The organism is Bifidobacterium biavatii DSM 23969, assembly GCF_000741165.1.
In the GTDB taxonomy this organism is placed as follows: domain Bacteria; phylum Actinomycetota; class Actinomycetes; order Actinomycetales; family Bifidobacteriaceae; genus Bifidobacterium; species Bifidobacterium biavatii.
Window position 1 is genome coordinate 67,642 of sequence record NZ_JGYN01000013.1, and the last position, 21,388, is coordinate 89,029.

19 protein-coding genes and 2 pseudogenes are annotated in these 21,388 nt (G+C 60.4%); 3 read left to right on the forward strand and 18 right to left on the reverse strand.

Annotated elements, in window-relative coordinates:
* Positions 1–2: 2 nt before the first annotated feature.
* Positions 3–1,403 (forward strand): DUF2142 domain-containing protein, encoded by a 1,401-nt coding sequence (locus BBIA_RS13315; protein ID WP_081892084.1) that lies wholly within the window; start codon positions 3–5, stop codon positions 1,401–1,403.
* Positions 1,404–1,479: 76 nt separating this feature from the next.
* Here BBIA_RS13315 and BBIA_RS05640 read toward each other — a convergent pair whose 3' ends face one another.
* The gene (locus BBIA_RS05640; protein ID WP_051923831.1) at positions 1,480–2,367 is read right to left on the reverse strand and encodes a DsbA family protein; all 888 of its coding nucleotides are present in this window, start codon (positions 2,365–2,367) and stop codon (positions 1,480–1,482) included.
* A gap of 170 nt (positions 2,368–2,537) precedes the next feature.
* Here BBIA_RS05640 and BBIA_RS05645 point away from each other — a divergent pair, with 170 nt between their 5' ends.
* Positions 2,538–3,158, forward strand: coding sequence for a hypothetical protein (locus tag BBIA_RS05645; RefSeq protein WP_051923832.1), 621 nt, complete (start codon positions 2,538–2,540; stop codon positions 3,156–3,158).
* A 119-nt stretch (positions 3,159–3,277) separates the two neighbouring features.
* Here the strand turns inward: BBIA_RS05645 and BBIA_RS05650 are convergent, their stop codons facing one another.
* From BBIA_RS05650 to BBIA_RS05690, 9 genes are all read right to left on the reverse strand, one after another.
* A complete protein-coding gene (locus BBIA_RS05650) occupies positions 3,278–3,958 on the reverse strand; it encodes a hypothetical protein (RefSeq protein ID WP_033494367.1) in 681 nt (226 codons plus the stop codon).
* Positions 3,959–3,972: 14 nt separating this feature from the next.
* A complete protein-coding gene (locus tag BBIA_RS05655) occupies positions 3,973–4,782 on the reverse strand; it encodes a hypothetical protein (protein WP_033494366.1) in 810 nt (269 codons plus the stop codon).
* Positions 4,783–4,787: 5 nt separating this feature from the next.
* The gene (locus tag BBIA_RS05660) at positions 4,788–5,486 is read right to left on the reverse strand and encodes an ATP-binding cassette domain-containing protein (protein WP_033494365.1); all 699 of its coding nucleotides are present in this window, start codon (positions 5,484–5,486) and stop codon (positions 4,788–4,790) included.
* 307 nt (positions 5,487–5,793) lie between these two features.
* Positions 5,794–6,171, reverse strand: a complete 378-nt coding sequence (locus tag BBIA_RS05665) for an SdpI family protein (protein ID WP_033494364.1) — start codon at positions 6,169–6,171, stop codon at positions 5,794–5,796.
* Between the two features lie 74 nt (positions 6,172–6,245).
* Positions 6,246–6,725 (reverse strand): hypothetical protein, encoded by a 480-nt coding sequence (locus BBIA_RS05670; RefSeq protein WP_033494363.1) that lies wholly within the window; start codon positions 6,723–6,725, stop codon positions 6,246–6,248.
* 739 nt (positions 6,726–7,464) lie between these two features.
* The gene (locus BBIA_RS05675) at positions 7,465–8,715 is read right to left on the reverse strand and encodes a sensor histidine kinase (protein WP_152600566.1); all 1,251 of its coding nucleotides are present in this window, start codon (positions 8,713–8,715) and stop codon (positions 7,465–7,467) included.
* The gene (locus tag BBIA_RS05680; protein WP_033494361.1) at positions 8,694–9,392 is read right to left on the reverse strand and encodes a response regulator transcription factor; all 699 of its coding nucleotides are present in this window, start codon (positions 9,390–9,392) and stop codon (positions 8,694–8,696) included. The genes BBIA_RS05675 and BBIA_RS05680 overlap by 22 nt, the downstream gene beginning before the upstream one ends.
* Positions 9,393–9,483: 91 nt before the next feature.
* Positions 9,484–10,335, reverse strand: a complete 852-nt coding sequence (locus tag BBIA_RS05685; RefSeq protein ID WP_051923833.1) for a tyrosine-type recombinase/integrase — start codon at positions 10,333–10,335, stop codon at positions 9,484–9,486.
* 340 nt (positions 10,336–10,675) lie between these two features.
* On the reverse strand, positions 10,676–11,569 hold the full coding sequence (locus BBIA_RS05690; protein ID WP_051923834.1) for a tyrosine-type recombinase/integrase: 894 nt from the start codon (positions 11,567–11,569) through the stop codon (positions 10,676–10,678).
* 525 nt (positions 11,570–12,094) lie between these two features.
* Here BBIA_RS05690 and BBIA_RS15195 point away from each other — a divergent pair.
* Positions 12,095–12,265, forward strand: coding sequence for a MarR family transcriptional regulator (locus tag BBIA_RS15195; protein WP_160268249.1), 171 nt, complete (start codon positions 12,095–12,097; stop codon positions 12,263–12,265).
* Between the two features lie 580 nt (positions 12,266–12,845).
* Here the strand turns inward: BBIA_RS15195 and BBIA_RS05695 are convergent.
* From BBIA_RS05695 to BBIA_RS05730, 8 genes and pseudogenes are all read right to left on the reverse strand, one after another.
* The gene (locus tag BBIA_RS05695) at positions 12,846–14,084 is read right to left on the reverse strand and encodes a putative ABC transporter permease (RefSeq protein WP_051923835.1); all 1,239 of its coding nucleotides are present in this window, start codon (positions 14,082–14,084) and stop codon (positions 12,846–12,848) included.
* Positions 14,085–14,440: 356 nt separating this feature from the next.
* Positions 14,441–15,022 carry an FMN-binding protein gene (locus BBIA_RS05700; protein WP_033494359.1) on the reverse strand — a complete coding sequence of 194 codons (582 nt, stop codon included), beginning with the start codon at positions 15,020–15,022 and terminating at the stop codon, positions 14,441–14,443.
* A 14-nt stretch (positions 15,023–15,036) separates the two neighbouring features.
* Positions 15,037–15,843: an ABC transporter ATP-binding protein gene (locus tag BBIA_RS05705; protein ID WP_033494409.1), complete on the reverse strand. Its 807-nt coding sequence runs from the start codon at positions 15,841–15,843 to the stop codon at positions 15,037–15,039.
* Between the two features lie 64 nt (positions 15,844–15,907).
* A pseudogene (locus BBIA_RS15200) lies at positions 15,908–16,579 on the reverse strand (ABC transporter permease); the annotation flags it as partial.
* 198 nt (positions 16,580–16,777) lie between these two features.
* Positions 16,778–17,290: pseudogene (locus BBIA_RS15205) on the reverse strand (ABC transporter permease); the annotation flags it as partial.
* A 182-nt stretch (positions 17,291–17,472) separates the two neighbouring features.
* A complete protein-coding gene (locus BBIA_RS05720; protein WP_033494356.1) occupies positions 17,473–18,780 on the reverse strand; it encodes an ABC transporter permease in 1,308 nt (435 codons plus the stop codon).
* Between the two features lie 179 nt (positions 18,781–18,959).
* Entirely contained in the window at positions 18,960–20,228 is a 1,269-nt protein-coding gene (locus BBIA_RS05725) for a DUF2318 domain-containing protein (protein WP_033494355.1), read from the reverse strand.
* Positions 20,229–20,641: 413 nt separating this feature from the next.
* On the reverse strand, positions 20,642–21,340 hold the full coding sequence (locus tag BBIA_RS05730) for an iron transporter (RefSeq protein ID WP_033494354.1): 699 nt from the start codon (positions 21,338–21,340) through the stop codon (positions 20,642–20,644).
* Between the last annotated feature and the right edge of the window lie 48 nt (positions 21,341–21,388).

Below are 21,388 nucleotides of genomic sequence, written 5' to 3' on the forward strand. Positions count from 1 at the left end.
AGATGACGGATTCCGCTTCGATTGGCGTGAATCGCCAGCATATGGTCATCATGGAATCCGTCCGGCATGGTGCCGGTCGCGGAATCCTGTGGTGGTTTGTCATGAATCCGTATCCGAATGATCACGTTAACCGGTCGTGTCAAGGTCGAACGCCGGTCATCGTTCTTGTGCTGGTGCTGTTGTGCGGAGTGCTGGGCATCGTGACCGTGCCTCCGGGGTCGACGCCGGACGTGTGGGCGCACGTGTACCGGGTGGACGCGATGCTCAACGGCGACGTAATCGCCCGCCCGGTACGGGCGATGTCCGACTATCATCCCAACGCGGCGCACAACACAGGCGGCTGGGTCAATGATGACGTAATCGCGTTCTCGCTGGCCAATGACCGTCATTATGTATCCGGCTTGGTTGATGCTGCGTCCATCACCGTTAATGATGGGCATCGCAGCGAGGTGCCGTTTGATAACACCGCCGTGTACCCGCCGATCGCGTACCTGCCTCAGCTGTCCGCCTTCGTTGTCGGACGGCTGCTGCATCTGAATGTGACATGGCAGTTCTATCTCGCCGAAGTATTTCAGTTGGCCGTCTATCTCATGGCCGTGTGGATCGGTTTGCGTGTGCTGGCCGGGATTCCTTCGTCGCGTTGGTTTCGGATGTTGGCCGGGTTGTTGGCTGTGTGTTTGGCGTTGCCTGATTCGTTCATGTTCTCTCCCGACTCGACAGTGGTCGCACTGTCTCTGCCGTTGACCTGCATGCTGATCCGCTGCCTGCAAGCCGACCGGCTCGAAGCCGGCGACTGCGTGCTGCTGATCGGCCTGACCGGGATATTGGCGTTGTCGAAGTTCGCATATGCACCGTGCCTGCTCATGGCTTTGATGCTGATAATCACTCATCGCCGCATGCCCATGCGTTCACGGCTTATCCTCGTCGCCGGGTGCGTGTTGTCGGTTATGTTGTTGCTGACATGGTTAAAGTTTGGGACCGGGTTCGCTACGAACCCGTCTCGTGTTCCGTACGACGAGGTGCTGCGACGGCAACGGGAACTGCTGGCTGCCCCGCACAGGTTCCTGCCGCGGATGTTCTACAGTATCGTCCGTTTGCAGGGCTGGTCATGGTGGGAGCCGCCACTGCTATTCCTGTTCTGGATGCTCGCGCTTGCGGCCTTGATGTTGACCGTCATCGTATGGAGACGTGATCGGCAACGTCTGCTGTTCTGGCTGATGTCGTGGACGACGATCATGGGATGCGTGACGCTGGTGTATGTAGCGATATGGACGCAGTTCACGCTGACCGGGCAGGCCGGCGTCGTCGGCATCAACAGCCGATACTTCCTGCCTTTGGTGCCGCCGCTGGCCATGCAGTGTGCTGACGCATTACACGCGATCAGAGAGAACCTCGCACGGTAATTGGTTGCCATCGTTCGAGGGGTCGCCGGTATCGGTATGAATCGGCTTCATCAGCTGCGATTCAATCGTGTTGCAATCAGATTTTTGGCTTGGCTGTCGGATCGCCGACTTCGTTCTCATCCAAACCGACGGCGGTGAGGAAGCTGCCTTTCAGATCACTGCCGTCCATCTGCCAGCGACGATCGTTGATCGTGACGGTGGGCGTGGAGAAGCCGCTCTTGCCCGGCGCATAGAGTTCCGGCCGAAGGATCGTATAGTCGTCCGCCGCCTTCAGCCATGCCCGGTACCGGTATTGGCCATCGAAAGCTTTGTCCACTGTTGCCTTGTCTACGCCGGCGTCGAGCGCCTGCTGTTTGAGCCGGTCGTCGGTCACGCTGCGGTATTCGCCGAGTTCGCCGGGCTGAAAGTCTTGCGCGTAGATGTTCATCAGATATCCGAGCAGATGGTCGGGGTTTGGGTCCTGCTGCGCGATCGTGACGGCCGCGTTGAACGCTCGGGTCGAATACTCGTCGCTGCTTTTGTAATCCTGGAACGTCATGAAATGCAGGTCGAGATTGATCTGCCCCGCATCCAGCATGCTCTTGATCGTCGGATCGAGCGTACGGCTCACCAGCGCGCAACCCGGGCACAACGGTTCCAGATACATGCCGACGGTCGGCACGTCGTCGATCCTGCTGCCGTACCCGTTCTTGGAGATCAGGATGCCGCCCTGGTCGTCCGCGAGCGACGGCTTGACCTTGACCCTGCGCAGGGCGTCATGTGCGGCCTGTTCCGATTGTGGGGCGTCCTCCGTCGCGGAGCGATTGACCGACATGCTGCGATACAACGCAACACCGCACACGACCAGCAGAACGGCGATGATCGCGACGGTCAACATTCCGATGATGGTCTGCTGACGACGTTCCACCGCTGAAACCGTCATGCCGTTGCGAGAATCCTGCCGTTGCGTATTGCTGCGTTTCACCCCTCCATGATGAGTGCTCACGCGGGATCAAGCTAATCGGAGGAGCATTTGTCAACCAAAGACGACACGAAACGGCATATGACCGGCTGTCCGAGAAAGAATCCTCGTTGAATGTCACGATCTATTGCAGCGTCTTGCAATGAGGCTTGCAACGGGCCGAATACGCAGTCATGTCTGATATCATGATGACTTTATCTGCCGGCACCGCTTTCAGGAGGTTCACGATGTTGTCTACCGCTTGGGGCGACGAAAGCATCAGAAACAAGGATCTGGATCACCCTTGGTATCTGATGGGCGCATCCCTGATCGAGGGAAATCCGGACTCTATCAGAAGCGAACTCATGCGGTTGAAACCCGCCGGCGCGAAGAAACTGCACTGGCACGACATGACGCCACGATTCAAGAACGAGGTCATCAAATCCTTGGAGGGAATGGAATCGCTTCACATCATCGTGGTCGGCGAACGGATGACGCACATGAAGGACGAACGCGCGCGTCGCAAGTGTTTGGAACGACTGCTTCCCATCCTTGAAGGTTACGGCGTCGAACAGCTGGTTCTGGAAGCAAGAACCGATGCTCTGAATAAAGCGGACAACGCGCACAGAATGCAACTGGAACGTACGGGCGTGGTCTCGCGAATCAGAATCACTCATATGCGAGGAGACGCCGAACCACTCCTGTGGCTGCCGGATCAGGCTCTTGGAGCATATGTGGACACCAGACTGGGCTTACAGGATTTCAATCTGTTCACCGACACCAAGGTCATCGACGAGCAAGTTGCACTGACGTAGATACGCGGAGACCGGGTCCCGTGAATCACGGGAGCACCGGTCTCAACTTCCATATCCCCGCAGGGCTGGCTCTGAGAATCATCTTATATCAGCCTGCTGACGTGATGCGGGCACGTCAACTACCGACGACATGCACGTCTGGATGCCGCCGCATAACCCATGATCAGAAAGACAAACAGCCATAGGATCAGCACTAGTATCCCGGCAAGTGAATGGTCCACCGCAGTCGCCCCGCGTATCGCCGCCGGATAGAACAGTCCATTCGCAGCAGGTATCAGGTAGACGATGAACGGTTTGAGCAGCATAGGCACGAACACGTAGACGGATAGGCCGAGCAGCACGCTCCTCGTGAACAAGGACAGAGACAGCGCTGCGATGCCGTCCATCACAGCCAACAACAGGTACTGGAACGCAAGGCGGCCGGTATCGCCAATCCCATAGATGATGCCATTGCCAATGGTGTTTAGCGCGGTCAGGAACAGTCCGGCGATGACAATGATCGCGACTTTCTCCACCATCAGGGCACAGGCCATGCGGCGACGGGAACCGGCGATGAGTGCCGCCATCATCGTTTCGCCCGACCTGATCTCGATGTTCGCCAGAATGGCGGCGATGATCACCGTCGCCTGCGACGCAAGCGTCATGCTGCTTACATTGTTCAACGGATTGTTCCCAGACTCATCCATGCTGATCGGCATCAACGCGACCGCGTATACGACGATCACCCAGTACACGGCCGCCAGGCATGCAATCTGCAAAGATCGTGCTGTCGCATCCTTGTAGAGCAGAGTCTTAATCATATGCAGACCGCTTCCTATGCCTTCGGCGTCCGAAAAGACTGTCCGCGTACGATCACGGCCGCACAGAGAGCTATGGCTAGCCAGCAGACTATGACGATTACGGAAGCGCCCATTGGAAGATCGCCCGTCTCGTCGACTCTTCCGAACGCGAAGCTTTTGCCGCCGATCATCGGTAGCAGCACGTCCGCGTGGATCACCTTCAGTACGCCGGACAGTGAAACGATGAGCAGCAGGAAGATCGCGACTAAGGCCGGCACGTCGCGTTTTGTGACTGTGGCCGCGATGTAGCCGACCAGTCCCATGACCACGGCGAACGCCACGACCCGAAACGGCGTCGTGACGACGGTCTCGGTGAGGAACATGGGCCGCAGGGCGGGATTCAATGTCGCGACGAGTATCACTGCGTTCAACAGTGACGACAGCAGTGATACGCTGGCGCAGTAGATCACGGTCGCGAGTACGTCCCCGATCGCGAACGGCCAAGGTCGGTTGATCAGCAGTCGCAGTTGGCGTTCGTCGCCCATGCGGAAACCGGTTGCGACGTTCAACGCCACGATGATCGGGATGAGGATGATTGAGGTCTGGTAGGGCGAGGCGAGCACGGCGTCGGACACGATATGCGCCGGATTCGGGTCCAGAGAATCAGTCGATCGTACGGTGCCGTCCGCAGCGATGGACACCGTCGAGGAGATCGTCTGCACGTCCAGGACCGCGAACAACGCAGTGAGCGCCAGCACAGCGAATACCGACCAATAGAATTGCCGGTTCGCGCAGTACCGCACCAGCGAGCAGGACACATACCGGAGTGAAACATTCGTTCCCATGATGGTCACTCCTTCACCACATTGAAGTACGCCTGTTCCAGGCTGCCATAACCGTCGAGGAGCGTGTCGATGTCGTCATCGAGCACCTTCCGCCCGTTCGACAGGCCCACGACGTGGTCGGCCACCAGTTCCAGTTCGGCCATGTAATGGCTGGAGACGAGGACGGTCCTGTGACCCGAGGCGTAGTCCTTGATGAAGTCGCGCACCCATTTGATGCCTTCAGGGTCGAGACCGTTCAACGGCTCGTCCAGAATGAGATACGGGGCATCGGTCAGTATCGCGACGGCGATGCCCAACCGTTGCTTCATGCCGAGCGAATAGGTCTTATACGTACGGTTGCGGGCCTCGTACAAGCCCACAAGCCGCAGGCATTCGTCGCACCGGGAGAACGGGATGCCGTCACCCAGTGCGATCCAATGCAGATGATTGAGACCCGTCCGTGATGGATACGGCATCAACCCGTCGATGAACGAACCAACGGTCATAAGTGGGTTGGGACCTAATTCGCTGTACCGTTTACCGTCGAACGCGGCCATTCCGCTACTGGCCGATTCCAATCCGAGCAGGATGTGCAGCAAGGTCGATTTGCCGGCGCCGTTCGGCCCGATCAACGCCGTAACCTCGCCCGGTTCGGCTCGGAACGACACGTCATTCAACGCATGCTTATCCCCATAGGTCTTTGACAAACCGGCAATCTCAATCATAGAAACCTTCCTCCGTAGAACATCAAGACTTTTGAAATTGACTTATCTGCGTGCCAATCATCGGGTTTCAGCATGATGAACGGGCTGCTGGCTTTGTGTTTGCCGCCGAAATCGTCGTGTCGTTGCGAGAACCCTGTCGTTGCGTATTACTGCGTCTCACCCCTCCATGATGATTACCCACCCGGGATCACGCCAATCGGAGAAGTATTCGTCAACCAAAGACGACACGAGACGGCGGTAATCACTGCTTGTTTGGGTTACTCATCACAAAAACAAGCAGCTTCGCGTCGGCATCAGAGTCCTGCTCCTATGACTGCGATTCCAGGTAGTGTTTCCTAGCGTCGAGATTCGCGATGATTCCGCAGATGACGAGCCAAGCGACGAGGAGGACGGCAAGGCCGAGGAGTATCCACCACCAGATCATGTCCATGTTGTTGATATCGCGGGTCGTGATCATGCCGACCGCCACGTCCACCGGCATCAAGGCGACCAAAATGCCGCTACCGAGGAATACGAACGCGTATTTGCGGTGTATGTATTCCCATGTTTCATCCGATGCGATGGTCCAACGCGTCTTGATGCCGATCTGGTAATTCCTCTTTAACCGGCCATTCTTCGCATCCCAATACGTGGAGAAACATAACCGAACTGACCATATAAGCAAGACGATCAACACGAACAGCATGTTCTAAATCCTCCCTACATTACACCAGTTTAGAAATGGCTAAACTGCGAGTATCGACTTATCTTGGAATCCCATCAAAAATGGTGGTACTTATTCAATTCTTTGACGATGATCGAAATCACTACATACAGCACGCAGGCCAATGCCATGCCCCGCGCCAGATACTGCAGTGGTTTGATGCCGAACACCAAGGCGATGGTGAACATGTTGACGCATAGGTTGATGCAGATGATGAACGTTATCTTCGCGGCGATAGCCTCAGATCTATCGGCGAGTAACCGGTCATGGGCGTCCGGCTCCAGCCGTTCGGCCACTTTGCCGCGATATGCGAATCCTCCCGCGGCAAGTGAGCCGGCTCCCAGCAGGAGAAACGTGACCGCCAGCGAGCCGGAGCCCCAGAACCATTCCGTACCCCATCCATATCGGATGAGACCGCATACGGCCAGCACGACGGCATACAACGCGCAGGTTCCGGCCGCCGCGAACAGACGCCACCGTCCCTCGCTCGCGCCCGTGTGACTCTTGATGGGGACTTGCACTGTGTCACCGATCATGGTCATTCTCCTCTTCAAGGCCTAGCATCGTGCCCATACCATCAATGATGGCCGTAAAAGAAGAATCAGACCAGTTAGACAGGAATCACGTCGTCTAAAGACGACAGTCATGTCCGCAAACGTGCAATTTGCCCTCACGCGACGCATTATGGAAACTGCATCCTAGGGGATGCGGTCTATATCGACAACGATGTCAAATGGAGGTAACCATGAGCGAGATACTCATCCCCATCGTCATGATTTCCAGTCTCGGGGTGGATGTGCTGGGAATTGTGGCTCTTGTCCTTCTAATCCGGTTCCTACGTAAACATGATTAGAAAGCATTGTCGTCTCCCTCGCGGACGCCCATACGAGCAGGGCTCCGGCGAAGGAGACAACGATGACGCCGAATACGGCCGTGAGTGTGATGGTCGGCGCGTGAATTTCGGGCGGATGAGCATGAGCATGACGATCGCGGCGACGAGCATACGTATCGAACTGACCGGAATCGGACCCAAGAGTCGAACAGGGATGCCGACAAGGACGACAAGGTCTGAATACCCAGTGAACCGGCCATCATCATGCCGACCGCAGCCGCCGAGCGGCCGCGTTCAGAACGCAGCATTTGATGCTTTCCCCATATCGCTTCCCCCGGATGCGACCATTTCCACATATCCCAACGCCGTCAATGATAATGATCGCCGGGAAAGCACAGCGTCGGACGTCAACTATGGATGACATGCTCATCGGAACAGCAGAATCACTCCGGTGATAGAACGTACGGTAAAGTCGCGTGCAGAATCCACGTGCCGTCTTCGGCGGAAGTGTTGATTGAGCCGCCGAGAGCAGCGAATCGCTCGCGGTGCAGGGTCAGTCCCTTGCCGGAGTGAGGTTTATCTGGCAATAGCGATTGCGTGGCGATGTCGTTGACTTGATCGACGGACAGGCCATCGCTATCACGGCGTACGACAACCCGATATTCACCAGAGGGTTCTCCGTGTACGGCGATATTGGTGTACAGCTCACGCAGCAGGTCGATTACGGCGGATTCTTGTTCGCGAATGATGTCGTCCACATCCGGCGACTCGCGTTCGGACAGGTTGTCAATCATCATGGAATCGCCGGTGAAGCCGAGCTGCGCAAGATATTGATCACCATGCTCCAGTACGTCGCGAATATGATCGGGAAACGTGATACAAGATGAAGATGTCGCGGTTGAACTTCCAGCTTCGGTATTGCCGTCATCGCCGGCACGTTTAGCGTCGCCATTACCGTTCCCGTCGAGCATATTGATGACCGTACGCACCTCACCAAGCGTGTCGATCGTGCGCTGATACAAGTCATCAAACAGTGCCGCATGTTGCTCATCATTCCCTGAACGTGAGCGTTCATAGTCCAATCGCATGGCCATATACGCCAGATCGCTCGTCACCGCATCATGAATCTGACTCGCAGCGCGCTCGTCGCGGCGCATGGCCTCCACTCGGTCGCGCTCCCGTTCGTAACGCAGTCGATCCTGCTCCGCTTGCACGGCCGTAGCCCTCCATGACATCGCACGGCCGAATGCATACACGACGAAGAACGACACCAGCAATATCGCGTAGTCGCCGAACGGGATCCCGGCGCGAGCCGCGACCATCCAACGCACCGCGGCGATCAGCGGCGGCATTAGCCACCACCATCGCGACCGACCGTACCGGCCGACCGCCGCCAATGCGACCCACATGCCATAGAACAAACTCGCGCCACTCATATCCGGCAGGAAAGCGCACCCTACATACGTAACGGCGACCGCCACGCTCACCGGCAACGGGTAAAACGGCAATACCAGCAAGCACAGGATGTGTATGACCGTCAACACTGTGGTCGCCACGAGCTGCGCCGGATACTCGAACATCTCCAACACCGTCAACCCGGCGGACAACAGCACGACGCACCACATGACCGGCCCCACGCCGGCGGCACGGATACGAGCGCCCGCGCGGCGAACTAATTCTGCAACATCAGCCATTCAGCCACCGCCTGCGTCCGATTCCGCGCACCGAGCTTTTTCGCCGCACGCATCACATACGTCTTCACCGACGACTCGCCAACGCCAAGCAACTCGCCGATCTCACGCGAACTCCGACCCTGCGCACACAAGCGCATGACCTCACGCTCGCGATCCGTTAGAGAGGCGACAGTCTCAGCAGTCGCCGGTCGCGTTGGAAGACCATCGGTAACGTCGGTTGTGTTGCACGCCGCAAGCAACACATGCGACTGTTTGGCAGTCGAATCGGACACGTACTGGGTCTGTGGCGTCCGCCCGTTGACCAGTGCGACCGCCGCATCGCAGATGTCCGATACCTGTGCCTTGTCCATCACGCATTGCGCGCCCGCGGCCAGTGCGTCGGCTGCATAATGCTCCAGCGAAAACGACGTGACTCCAATCAGAACGATATCGGCCGTCGCCGTGCGCACCTGCCGGCACACCTCGACGCCGCTCAACCCCTCCAACGACATGTCCACTAGCAGCACGTCCGGTCGGGAATCGGCCGACAGGCAACGGGCGACCGCATCATGACCTCGGCGGCATGCCCATTTCACGTCCGCTTTAGGCAACGATTTCCGAATCAACAGCATCAGCATCTTCAGCGTCAACTGGTCGTTGTCCACTATCGCAAGGCTGAATCGCTCTCGGTCGTACATATGCCATCACCTCGGAACAGACTGGTTAACGGACATCATATCGACGGCGATACACATCGTCTGGCGCATCGCCGTCCAATCTCCTTAATGCCTATCCGTCGCCCGTTCCTCGCGCCTCGTATCCGCGGGCCTGCTCGATGACGGTGCGCAGCATGCGGCCGCTGACGGTGATGTAGCCCTGTGTGGTGGCGAGGCTTTCATGGCCGAGCAGTTCCTTGATGGCCATGACGTTGCCGTTGGAGGTGATGTACGCGGCCGTGGCGAACCTGCGGCGCAGGGAGTGGGGCGGATACCCGGTGGCGTCCTTGACGAGACGGTATACTGTGTCGCCGCAGATGTGGTCACAGCCCTTCTCGCCGGGGAACAGCCAGCCCGGTCCGTGGCGGCGGATCTCCCGGGCGAGTTCGTCGCTTAGCGGCACGATGCGGTCCTTGGCTCCTTTGCCGTGGACGATCAGGCTCCAGCCGAGTTCGTCATCGATCAGGTCGTCTCCACGCACTTGGGCGATTTCGGCGCGGCGCAGGCCGGCGTCGGCGGCGAGCATGATGATCAGCCGGGTGCGCGGGTCGCTGCTGTCGCGGCCGATGAGGACTGCCTGTTCTGGTGCTGCTCGCTTCTTGCGTTGTTCGCGTTTGATGGTCGGCATGCCTTCCACGGGGTTGTCGAGGCGCTTCCCGTTGCGCTGCGCCCAGCCGTAGAACATGGAGAACATGCATCGGTCGCCGCGTTTGGCCGCATTGCCCAGTCCCTTGCGGCCGAGCCATTTTCGGATGTCGCTGGCCGTGACTTCGCCGGGATGCTTGCCGGTGTGCCGGGCGAACGCGCCGATCTGGTAGCGGCGCAGGTTGATGGTGTTCTCGCTCAGGCTGCGCAGCCGCATGTCGGCGGACCATTCGTCGACCCAGTCGTTCCACGGTTCGGGCATCATGTTCTTCTTGCTCATGTTCTCTCGTCTTGCTTTCCGATACGCCGGCACGGCCAGGGAGAGACGTGCGGGTATCTGGTCGTCGCCGACGCTGCGGCGCGTGTGGTGGTTCGTCCTTGAAGCGGGCCGGCCATTGCTGACCATACTCGTCCCTTTCCGTCAAGCCCGAAGCACAAGACGGTAGCGTAGAACCGTATTTATGACAACGTTAACAGCCATTCAATCTGCACACCTGCACGGGAAGTTTAGACTGCGTTTACCGTTCATTTACAATATCTGTAAATCTAATCGTTTAACGAAACGTTGGTCTCTCCAAGTCTCTTTCGATAACTTGGAGAGACCGTTTGTGCTTACGTTGTCATTCCGTCGCCGGCATCATTCCGCCACTGGCGGACACGGCCTGCCCGACGTTCATGCCCTCGCCGTACTTCTTGACGGAGTTGACTACGGAACGCAGGTTGAGCGGGGTGACGGTCACGTACGCCTGCGTGGTGGCAAGACTTTCGTGGCCGAGCAGTTCCTGCACGGCACGGATGTCGCCGCCGGAGCTGATGTATGCGGCGGTCGCGAATCGGTGGCGCAGCGTGTGCGGAGAGCAGCCGGTCGCGTGCTGTATCCTGCGGTACACGGTGTCGCCGCACACCGGCCCCTTGCCGCTGACGTGCGGGAACAGCCAGCCCTTGGGCGAGGCGAGAATCGCGTCGGCCAGCTCGTCGGTCAGCGGCACGATCCTGTCCTTCGCGCCCTTGCCGTGCACGATCAGGCTGCGCCCGGACAGGTCCTCGGTCACGTCCTCGCGGCGCACGATCGCGATCTCCGCGCGGCGCAGACCGGCCTCGGCGGCGAGCATGACCATGAGCCGGGTCTGCCGGTCGGCGTCATGCAGCCCCTGGCCGACGGCGGTCTCCGGGGCCGGCACCTTGTGACGGGTCTCGCGCTTGATGGGCGGCAGGTCTTCGGCGGGATTGTCGGTGCGCAGGCCGGCCTTCTTGGCCCAGCCGAAGAAGTTGCGCACCGCGTTCATCGTCGAGCGGCGGGCCGCGTTCGATGGCGGGCGCACGATGTACGACTTGAGATCCGCCTGGACGATCTGCCACGGCGGCTTGTTCGTCAGCCTGGCAAGATCGGTGATCTTGTACCAGTAGTATCCGATGCTCCGCTCGCTCAGATTGCGGAAGCGCATGTCCGCGACCCACTGGTCGAGCCACGGTATCCAGCTGTCCGGCGGCTGCCGGCGATCCTTGAACTCCATGATCGCGTTCTCCCTTTTGCGACCCCGGCAAACCGCGCCGGACGCGGGGAACGGCACCATGCCAGACCGCCCGGAGAAGGCGCCGCGGCGGCCCCTCGTCCAATCCGCTTAAATAAAAGCTTAAAAGGACGGGCGTGTCGCCTACGGCCGTATGGGCTTTCGCGGGGCCGGTCAGTCCCGCTGAAACCCCAACGGTTCCAAGTGCTGTACACTGGTCTCACAACATAAGAAAGCCCCTATCGAATGACCGGAATCCGATTCGTTTAATTCGTGGGTTGTGGGTTCGAATCCCACAGGGGGCACAGTTCAACCCTTGGCAGGCAACACCTTCAAGGGTTTTTCTGTACCGGCGTCCCAGATTTGACGCGGTATGGTCGCATGCCGGTGAATCTGGGGGTTCCCGGCCAGTGTTTGCTGCGGTCGTGCCGATGCGGGTAGGCTTGCCCTTGGTAATGTCGACGCGGATGGCGGGGAGAAGCGCATGGAATCGAAGCCACCGGACTGACCGACATCGAGCGTGAAGCCTTGACCATCGCCACAGTCGAAGGGAAAGTGACTCCCAAACGGTTGGCTGAAAAGGTGGGAGTACATTCACGTACGGCATCAAGAACATTGAAACAGCTCGTTCAGCAGGGATTGTTGCACTGGCACGGGTCCGGGCCGCGTGATCCCAAACAGTACTACAGCCAAGACTGACATACTCTGACATGTGTATGTCAGAGTATGTCAGAGTACTGCGGAGTAAATTCGGAGTCTGCATAGATAGCAGTACTCGTACGCCGATTTCAATTCGAGAGGCAACCGCTGGATGAAACCCGCTCTACTCCGACATACTCCGACACATGAATGTCGGAGTAGATGCAAAATCCTGCCGAGTACCTCGCAATGCAGCGCAGTATTGCGGAGTAAGTTCGGAGTAACTTCGGAGTAAGTTCGGAGTAGATTCGGAGCATCTGTTTCGACCCCACGCGACGACGATACGCTCGGCGACGATACGCTCAATCCCAACAGGAAGCGCGCGCATGGCGAAACCCACCGACATATACGCGGTCAGCAAAGGCAGCGCCGGATACGACTACCTGCGCTTGTGCGACGCCCCCCTGCCGCAGAACGTGCTGGAGTTTCTCGGCAAGACTCCCAAAACCGGGTCCCAAACCGAACCAAGCAACATCCAATCACAGACCGGGCAACGCGCGAGTCATCACAGGAACAATAAGCCGGGCCGACACCGCACCCAGCCACCCAGCCGCCCCAGCCGCATCCAATCGCACCCAACCTACATGCGCCCGGCCTTGGAAGGATCGAGGCTCATGGTCTGGAAGCGGTTCGCCATGAACTCGTCACCGAAATGCCGCGCGAAGAAGTCGGAGACCGGCGAATCGACCGCGATCCCGGCCATGCGCGAATACCACGCGTCGAGCGCCATCACGGTCATCGTCGCGTCGATCAGCATGAACGCGAAGCACACGAGCGTCAGCGAATACCGCCATCCCCACGGAATCCGCTGGATCAGCGTCAGCAGTCGCGGCAGAATCAGCTTGACCCAGGCCAGGCCGAGCAATCCCCAGAAAAACATGTACTTGCCCGACGTGCGCCCGTCGATCGACAGCCACTGGCCGGTGTAATCCCACGCGGTAATGCCGAACGCGACTTCCATGAACCAGCTGGTCAGGTATTCGAACGTGCCGCCGATCACCGCGCTCGCGCAGAAAATCAGCAGCCAGTTGGATCGCCACAGCCGGTTGAGCAGCACGGTCAGAATCACCGAACCAAAGCCGTAGATCGGCGAGAACGGCCCCCACAGCAGTCCCGCGCGATCCTGCCATTCGCCGCCATACATCGCGAAATGGTACAGCGTCTCGACCACGAGCCCGAACACGCAGCCGACCACGAACAGCCAGAAGATGTTGAAGAAATCCAGCGAAATGTAGCCTTTGCCGCTCAGGTCGCGACCGGGCATGCCTTTGGCGAGCGCGTCCTCGTACGCGGAGAGCTTGTCCATGCGCCACAGCGCGGTTTTGAGCCGGCGTTCCTCGCGCAGCGCCGGGTCGACGCTGACGGACAGCGCGACGAGGATCACGAGCTGCGCGACGGGCGCGATCAGGTCGATTCCGAAGCCTTTGAGCGCGAGCGTGAACAGTCCTTCGAGGATGGTCAGCGGGATGAGCACGTACGTCCAGCGGGCCGCGTGCTTGCGTTTGTTGACGACCAGCAGCACGCCGAAGATCATGAGCACGATGGTCGCGATCGCGCCGACGCCGACCGACAGCCAGCTGAGTATGGCAGTCAGGTCGGGCTGATTGATGAGCACGCGCCCGGCGATCAGCTCGCGTACGGCGTAGATCGTCGTGAGCACGATGGCCGGCACGGCGAGCAGGCCCTGTATGAGCAGGATGATGCCGTAGATGCGTGCGATGAGCGGCAGTCGCTGATCGTCGATGTCGACGACGCCGTCGCCGTTCACGTCGCCGGGAATGCGTTCGTTCGTCGTTGATACCGCTGATGTTTTGCTCATGCGCCCCACGCTATCAGTGCCGGCCACCAATCACGATGCCGTGTCACGCTTGGGCCGGATCGGTCATGTTGTTCAAAGTATGGCAAAAGATCATGCCACGCTCTTGCGAAAACCGGCATTATGGTCAAGGCATGACAGAATGGCCCGTCACGCATCTCGTTATCCGCACCTCATGTCTAAAGCATGACAACAGCCGTACCGTGATGCCAACGATGCGCGTACGCGAGAGTACCGTTCCCCGCCATGACGCTTGTCACTTAAATCGCGAAACGGGCTTTTCCTGAAAAGCGTGGCACGGATTCGTGTCACGCTTTCCTCATCAGGGCATGGTCACGAACAACGTGACATGACGCCCACTACTGAATGGACGCCTCCTGCCGCGCGACCTCGAGCGCCGCGTTGAACGCGTCCGTGGTCCAGCTGGCGCCGGCAACCGTGTCGACCTTGAGGTCCTTAAGCGGCTTGCCGTCGACCACGCCGTTGATCGCGTTCGCGAAATCGGTCTGGTGCTTCTTGGAGATGCTGGTGAACGGATGGCCCACGATTTCGACGGTTTCGACGTTCTGGTCCTTGACGGTCACGTGCACGTCGATGGTGTCTTCGCCGATCGGCCCGTACTGGCCGTTGACGGAGTATGTGCCGTCCGCGTAGTTGCCGGTGTCCTTTTTGTCGGATTTGGTGCCGGTGTCGCGGCTGCCCGCGCCGGTCGACGACGAACCGGACGACGAGCTGTCAGAACCGCTCGAATCGCTCGAATCAGAACCGGACGACTGCGACTGCTCCTCCTGCGACTGCTCGGTTTCGCCCGAATTGCCGGAGTATTCGTCGTTCATCGGCGTGGCCTTCGGCTCGCCGCACCCGGCCAGCATCGCGCCAGCTACCACCAGTCCGGCCGCTGCCGCGACCACGGACTTCTTCAACGTGTTCGTATCGCTCATACCAGCAACCTTACCTACTCCGCGACTTCTTCCCCACCGGTTTTCGCAGCCTTGGTCGGGTCCGCGAAGCCGATGGCAGTCTCGCCGGTCTGTGCGCCCTCAACCTGAGCGCCCGTGGACGCCGGGCGTCCGCCCGCCGCCTCGTACGCTTCCTGTGCGTCTGAATCGTTCCACTTCTCGCCGACGAGCACGCCGTGGTTGAGCATGATCTCACGCTCCGCACAGCTCGCCACCAAAGCATCATGGGTCACGACGATGATCGTCGTGCCCTGCTCGTGCAGCTGACGGAACAGGTCGAGCACGATCTTTTCGTTCTTTTCGTCGAGGTTGCCGGTCGGCTCGTCGGCGAGGATCAGCTTCGGATCGTTGATGAGCGCACGCGCGATGCACACGCGCTGCTGTTCGCCGCCGGACAGCTGGCTGGGCAGGTGGTGCGCGCGATCCTTGAGCCCTACGCGGTCCAGCGCCTCGAGCGCCTGCTTTTCGTCGACGACCGAATGGTAGTACTGCGCGACCATCACGTTTTCCACGGCGGTCAGGTGCGGCACGAGGTAGAACTTCTGGAACACGAGGCCGATCATGTTCTTGCGCACGTCCGCAAGCTGGCCGGCGTTGAGATCTTCGAGCTTGCGTCCTTCGAGCTTGACGGAGCCCTTCGACGGCGTGTCCATGCAGCCGATCATGTTCATAAGCGTGGTCTTGCCGGAGCCGGACGAACCGACGATCGCCAGCCATTCGCCCTGCGGCACGGTCAGGTTGAGGTCGTCCACGGCGTGCAGGTCGCCGTAGATCTTAGAGATATGGTCGAGTTCAAGCAGCATATCCATAGTGTTTCCTTACGTTATTCACCAGCGTTGTTCACGAAGCCGAACGATGACGTGTCAGTCATTCCTCGCGCAGCACGACGGCCGGGTCGATGCGCGTGGCGCGATGCACGGGCGGGATGGACGCGACGACCGCGACGAGCGCCGCGAGCAGCACGGACGCGACGCCGAGTCCCCAGTTGAAGCCGATCGACCGTTCGAACACGGCCACGCACAGCCATTGCGCGAGCCCGTAGCCGACCGCGGTGCCGATCAGGCCGCCGATGAGGCCGTACATGGCCGATTCGACGTAGAATTCGACGCCGATCGCCGACGAGCTGGCGCCGAGTGCCTTGCGTAGGCCGATTTCGTTGCGTCGCTGCGAGACGATCGAGCTGATCGTGGTGCCGACGCCGACGAGCGTGAGCACGAGCACGACGAGCGAGACGATCCAGAACAGCGTTTGCAGCATGGTGATGATGCGCGTGTCGGACGCGGTGATCTTGGTGACCTGCTGCGCTTTGACGTGCATGGACGTCATGTCGTTGATGCTTTGGACGAGCGCGTTGAGATCGTTCGCGCCGGCGGAGTATTCGATGACGTCGACGCCGCGCGTGACGCCGGTGAGCTTGTCGACGTCGGCGTTGGTCGCGTAGATGATGGAGTCCTCGCTACCGCCGGTGTCGACGATGCCGGCGACGCGGAATTCGGTGCCGGACGTGTCCATGATGTCGCTGGAGACGCGGCCGTCCTGCATGGGCTGGCCGGAGGACGACTGGCTATTGGACGTCCCGCTGGCGCTTGATGCGGAACCTTCTGACGCTCCCCCAGTCGGGCTTTGCCCGACAGCCCCCTCAGCCGAGGGGGCCGAGGAGGTGGTGTTCCCAGAGCCGTTGTCAGCGTCAGAGGTAGAACCGTCATTCCCCGATTGCGAGGTCGAACCCGAAGTAGAAGAGGAAGAGTTGTCGGAGGCGCGGTAGCCGATGGTGATGCGCGAGCCGACCTTGAGGCCGATCGCATCGGCGATGTCGCGGCCGATAAGCACCTTGCCGTCGGACGGCCACGAACCGTCGACCACCCAGTGATGGTTGAGGTTCTTCACCTGTGCGGCGTCCACGCCGGCCATCACGTACGGGGCGGCGTTCACGCGCACGTTCTCGTAGCGGTAGGTCGCGTGCTTTTCGGAGCCTTTCGCCGCGACCATTTCGGTGGTGTGGTCGACCATAGCGGAATCGATGCCGGCCTTGTCACCGGACGTCGTGGACGAGGTCGGCGTGACGATCAGGTTCGCGCCGTACGCGCGCATCTCCTCGTTCATCTGCTGCGGCACGGCGATGCAGATCATCGCCAGGCAGAACAGCGTGGCCGCGCCGACCAGCGACGCGACGACCGCCATCATCGCACGCGAGCGCCGCCGGAACACGGCGCTGAACAGCATGCGGAAGAACATCCCAGTATTCGTCATCTCACCACTCCTTTCTCGTCGTACCGATGCGTAACCCCGTCATTTCGACCGAGGCGACAGCCGAGCGGAGAAATCTTCTCTCGCTGATGAACGACTGCACACGGGACAGCATCGCGCGCGTCGCAGGGAAGAGATTTCTCGACTCCGCTCCGCTGCACTCGACATGACACTGTGCGGCAAACTCACCGGCCATGCAGCACCTCCGCGGGCTTGAGGCTCAGGATCGAGCGGATCGACGACGCGGACGCGAGCAGCACGGTGATCGCGAGCAGCACGAACACGAGCACGAACACCATCGGCCGCATCGTGATGCCCGAACCGAACACCACGTGCCCGATCAGCTGCGCCACGCCCGAACCGAGCCCAGCGCCAACGATCGCACCGAGCAGCGCGATCGCCGCCGTCTCGGCCATCATCAGTCGCGACACGGCGCCGTCCGTCGCGCCGATCGCCTTGAGCAGCGCCAGCTCGGCCGAACGTTCGCCGATCGACGCGACCATCAGGTTCGCCACGGCCACGGCCGCCGCGATCAGGCTCAGAATCGTCATCAAAATCATCACGGCCTGCGTCTTCTGCAAGACGTTGCCCTGCAGCGCGGCGACCTGCCGTACCTGCTTGGCGACCGCGTCCGGGATCACCTCTTCGATCTGGTAGGCGATCGAACTCGGGTACGCGGTGCAGTACCACGTCTCCCAGTCGTCCTGGCTGAGTGCGGCCGGGTTCTGCGCGGCCTTGCGCGCGAGGTCGTTCTCCGGCGTGGTGAGCGCCTTCACCTCGATCTTGTCGGCCGCGTCGGGCAGGTCGGCGAGCACCTGCGCGACCGAACTCGACAGGTACAGCGAGCCGTTCTCGTCGTCGCCGGAATCGTACACGCCGACGATCTTGATCGCCTGCTCGTTGTGCTTGCCGGACGCCGTGGTCTTCTTGAGCGTCACTGTATCGCCGATCTTGACGCCGAGTTGGGATGCGAGCGTCGCGCCGATCATGCCCTGATCGGTGTCGTCCTTCGGCCACGCGCCGCTGATCTTCCACCACGAGCGCATGCCCTCGACGCCGACCACGGTCGTCTCGCCGGACGCGAGCTTGAGCTCCTTGTTGAACCACGTGCCCACGAGCGGCGCGTTCGTGCCGTTGACTTCGGCGTGCACGTTGAGCTGCGGCGCGAAGTTGGTGATGTTGAACGCCCAGAAGATCGTCTTGATCTTGGCCGCATCCGATTCCTTGAGAAACGCGGTCGGGTCGGCCTGCGCGGCCGCTCCCGTAAGCCCGGTCGTGTTGTACAGGTCGGAGACGACCGCGTCGGCCTTCGGCTGCACGACGATGTTCGAGCCGTACGTCGACAGTTCGGCGTTGAGCTTGTCGCCGACGTCGAAGACGACGCCCAGCATCGAGACGCTGACCGTGGCCGACAAGCACACGGTGAGCGCGATGAGCAGCCGCCTGCGCAGCTGGCGCGTGAACGACCGCGCGATCATTCGCAGAAAGAACAACGTGTTCCTCCTTTTTCGTATATCCTTGGCCCCCTCGGCTGAGGGGGCTGTCAGCCGTAGGCTGACTGGGGGAGCGTCAGAAGCCAGACGTTCCAAAGCTTTGACTACCCCTCAGTCAGCTTCGCTGACAGCTCCCCTGACAAGGGGAGCCAAGAGGGGGGGGGGGTAAAAGTGTGCCTTCACTGGAAGTGGGCGCTCAGCGCGTCCAGATCCGCAGTCTGAATGGTGATCTTGCCGTTGCCGGTCTTGTATGGGAACGGCACCGGGTTGCATCCGCCCTTGAAGCCGATGGTCGCCAGGTTGATCGCGACCTCGCACTTCTTGCAGATGATCTTGCCGTCCTTCTCGTAGTAGCCCGCGTCGCCGCAGTTGTCGCACGCGTCGAGGCCGATGCCGTACGCGCCGCCGTTCTTCTTGATGATGATGAACCGCATCGACGTGCCGTCCTTCGCCTTGTATTCGAAGCGGTGCAAGTGCCCGTCCTCGACCTGGCTGAACGGGATCGTCGCGACGCCGTCCTTCAGCGAATACGCTTCCGGCGGCGAGAGCGTGACCTCTTGCTGGGTTGCGGCCACGCCGAACGTGAGCGTCGCGGCCACGCCGAGCGCCGCGATCACGCTCCACGCGGCGGCCGCGATCGCGCGCCGACGGAACGCCTTGTGCTTGCGCACGGTCGCCTCGTTCGGACCGGTCATCGGCATGCGGAATCCGGCGACGATCGACGCGACGGCCGGAATCAGGAACGTGAACGCCTGCGCCATGATCATGCCGCGATTGTTGTTGATCGACCATGCAAGCAGCACGAACTCGGTGTGGTTCATTGGGAATCCGCGCGCCTGCAGGATCTGCGCGAGTCCGGTCAGATGCTGCACGAACAGGATCGCCATGGTCAGCACGACGGCGACCGTGAACGCGAGCCGTACCGCAGTCGAACGCATCGTACGGAAGATCGCTGCGACGACGATCGACATCGCGAGTCCCAGCGCGAAGCCGAGCGCGCGCAGCAGCATCGCCGACGTGAAGATCGGGTCTCCCGGCTCGACCCAGATCGTCAGCTGCAGGATGACATCAGGCAGCGCGTAGAACAGCGTGAGCGCGATGTCGAGCGCGGCGATCGCGTTCGCAACGTGCATCCAGACCGCGTGTTGCTGCCAGTTCGCGGTGATCTTACGCGCGCAGACGACGACCGCGATCGCGAGCAGGTCGACGACGACCGCGACGCACAGCACCGGATAGTTGATGAACGTACGCTGGTTGATGACGGCCGACGCGCGCAGGGCCGCGAACACGATCGCCGCGACCGTGCCGACGATCAGGCCGCCCAGACGCCAATGCGAGCTGATCGGCTTGTCGCGCCCCTCGCCGACCGTGAGCATCACGCTCAGGCACATCACGAGCAATGCGGGGGTCAGCGTCCCCGGCATCACCGCCACGAATTGTTCAAGCATTCGCGTCCTTTCTCCGTATTCATCCCTCGGCTCACTCTGATGGGACATTGCCGTTAAGCAAACAGCGGAGCTGTTTGTAGGCAATGTGCGAGCTGACCAGCGAGCCAGACAACTGCGCGCGTAGCGCGTCCTTAATTGCAGGACGAGCTGTCAGCCGCAGGGCTGACTGAGGGAGAGACCAATGGTTATGCGTCTAAAACCAACATAAGCCCCCTCGGAGTCGAGGGGGCTCTGTTCGGTTTGTTCTTCACCACAATGGAATCAGCGATACTGCCGGCAGATTCGGACGTTCGCTGTCGCGAACGCGTTGTTGCTGGCTCGCTATCGCTCGCCCTCGCCTACAAACAGCCCACTGGGCTGTTTGCTTCACGGCTCGGCCACTCCGTCGTGGTAACGAAAACCTTCGGTTTTCATTACCACTGACGAGGAGTGTAATCCCAGTTGTCGAAGGTGACTTCGATCGGCTCGGTCCAGAAGCGGCCCTTGACGCCGGTCTCCGGGTCGACGTGCAGCATCCAGCCCTTGGCGGCCGGGGATTCGATCGAGAGCTTGAGCTGGTAGGTGCCGGCCTTGTCGAGCTTGACGTTGGCGCCGTAGTGCGGGCCGTCGGAGGCGTTCATCTGCATGAAGGTACCGGAGGTGGCCTTGCCGCCCTCGACCTCCTTGCCGGTGGACTTGTCGATGATCGTGTAGTTCACAGTCAGGTCCGGCACGAAGTCGCCCTTGCCGTAGCCAAGCTCGGTGCCCTTCTCGTTGGCGTGGATGTCGGCTTCGAGGTGGAAGGAGGCGTCCGCGGCCTTGAGGCCGGAGGAGGCCGGTTCCATGTCGATCGGCTGGAAGTACACGGCGCCGACGGTCAGCGGGCCGTTGTCCTGATCCTGCTCTTCGGCGGTGCCGGACGGGCCGACCGGGACTTCCTCGAAGCCGGTGCCGGCGTCGGAGGAGCTGGAGTCGTCGGACTTGGTGTCGTCCGACTTGGTGGTGTCGGAGGTGGAGGTGTCCGACTTGGTGTTGCTGTTCGACGCGGTGGTGGAACCGCAGGCGGCCAGCGAGAAGGCCATCGAACCGGCGAGCAGCACGCCCAGCAGGGCGGCGATCTTCTTGTTCTTCATATTTCTCTTCCTTTGTTGTTGGATGAAATTTTGGGGAAAATCTTGGGG

What these genes read in the sequence shown, in the direction of transcription:
- BBIA_RS05705 (WP_033494409.1), bottom strand. Translation starts at nt 15,843, where the DNA reads ATGCTGCTTGAACTCGACCATATCTCTAAGATCTACGGCGACCTGCAC.
- BBIA_RS05700 (WP_033494359.1), bottom strand. Translation starts at nt 15,022, where the DNA reads ATGAGCGATACGAACACGTTGAAGAAGTCCGTGGTCGCGGCAGCGGCC.
- BBIA_RS05665 (WP_033494364.1), bottom strand. Translation starts at nt 6,171, where the DNA reads ATGCTGTTCGTGTTGATCGTCTTGCTTATATGGTCAGTTCGGTTATGT.
- BBIA_RS05685 (WP_051923833.1), bottom strand. Translation starts at nt 10,335, where the DNA reads ATGAGCAAGAAGAACATGATGCCCGAACCGTGGAACGACTGGGTCGAC.
- BBIA_RS05690 (WP_051923834.1), bottom strand. Translation starts at nt 11,569, where the DNA reads ATGGAGTTCAAGGATCGCCGGCAGCCGCCGGACAGCTGGATACCGTGG.
- BBIA_RS05655 (WP_033494366.1), bottom strand. Translation starts at nt 4,782, where the DNA reads ATGGGAACGAATGTTTCACTCCGGTATGTGTCCTGCTCGCTGGTGCGG.
- BBIA_RS05660 (WP_033494365.1), bottom strand. Translation starts at nt 5,486, where the DNA reads ATGATTGAGATTGCCGGTTTGTCAAAGACCTATGGGGATAAGCATGCG.
- BBIA_RS05650 (WP_033494367.1), bottom strand. Translation starts at nt 3,958, where the DNA reads ATGATTAAGACTCTGCTCTACAAGGATGCGACAGCACGATCTTTGCAG.
- BBIA_RS05645 (WP_051923832.1), top strand. Translation starts at nt 2,538, where the DNA reads ATGTCTGATATCATGATGACTTTATCTGCCGGCACCGCTTTCAGGAGG.
- BBIA_RS05670 (WP_033494363.1), bottom strand. Translation starts at nt 6,725, where the DNA reads ATGATCGGTGACACAGTGCAAGTCCCCATCAAGAGTCACACGGGCGCG.
- BBIA_RS05725 (WP_033494355.1), bottom strand. Translation starts at nt 20,228, where the DNA reads ATGCTTGAACAATTCGTGGCGGTGATGCCGGGGACGCTGACCCCCGCA.
- BBIA_RS05730 (WP_033494354.1), bottom strand. Translation starts at nt 21,340, where the DNA reads ATGAAGAACAAGAAGATCGCCGCCCTGCTGGGCGTGCTGCTCGCCGGT.
- BBIA_RS13315 (WP_081892084.1), top strand. Translation starts at nt 3, where the DNA reads ATGACGGATTCCGCTTCGATTGGCGTGAATCGCCAGCATATGGTCATC.
- BBIA_RS05680 (WP_033494361.1), bottom strand. Translation starts at nt 9,392, where the DNA reads ATGTACGACCGAGAGCGATTCAGCCTTGCGATAGTGGACAACGACCAG.
- BBIA_RS05675 (WP_152600566.1), bottom strand. Translation starts at nt 8,715, where the DNA reads ATGGCTGATGTTGCAGAATTAGTTCGCCGCGCGGGCGCTCGTATCCGT.
- BBIA_RS05695 (WP_051923835.1), bottom strand. Translation starts at nt 14,084, where the DNA reads ATGAGCAAAACATCAGCGGTATCAACGACGAACGAACGCATTCCCGGC.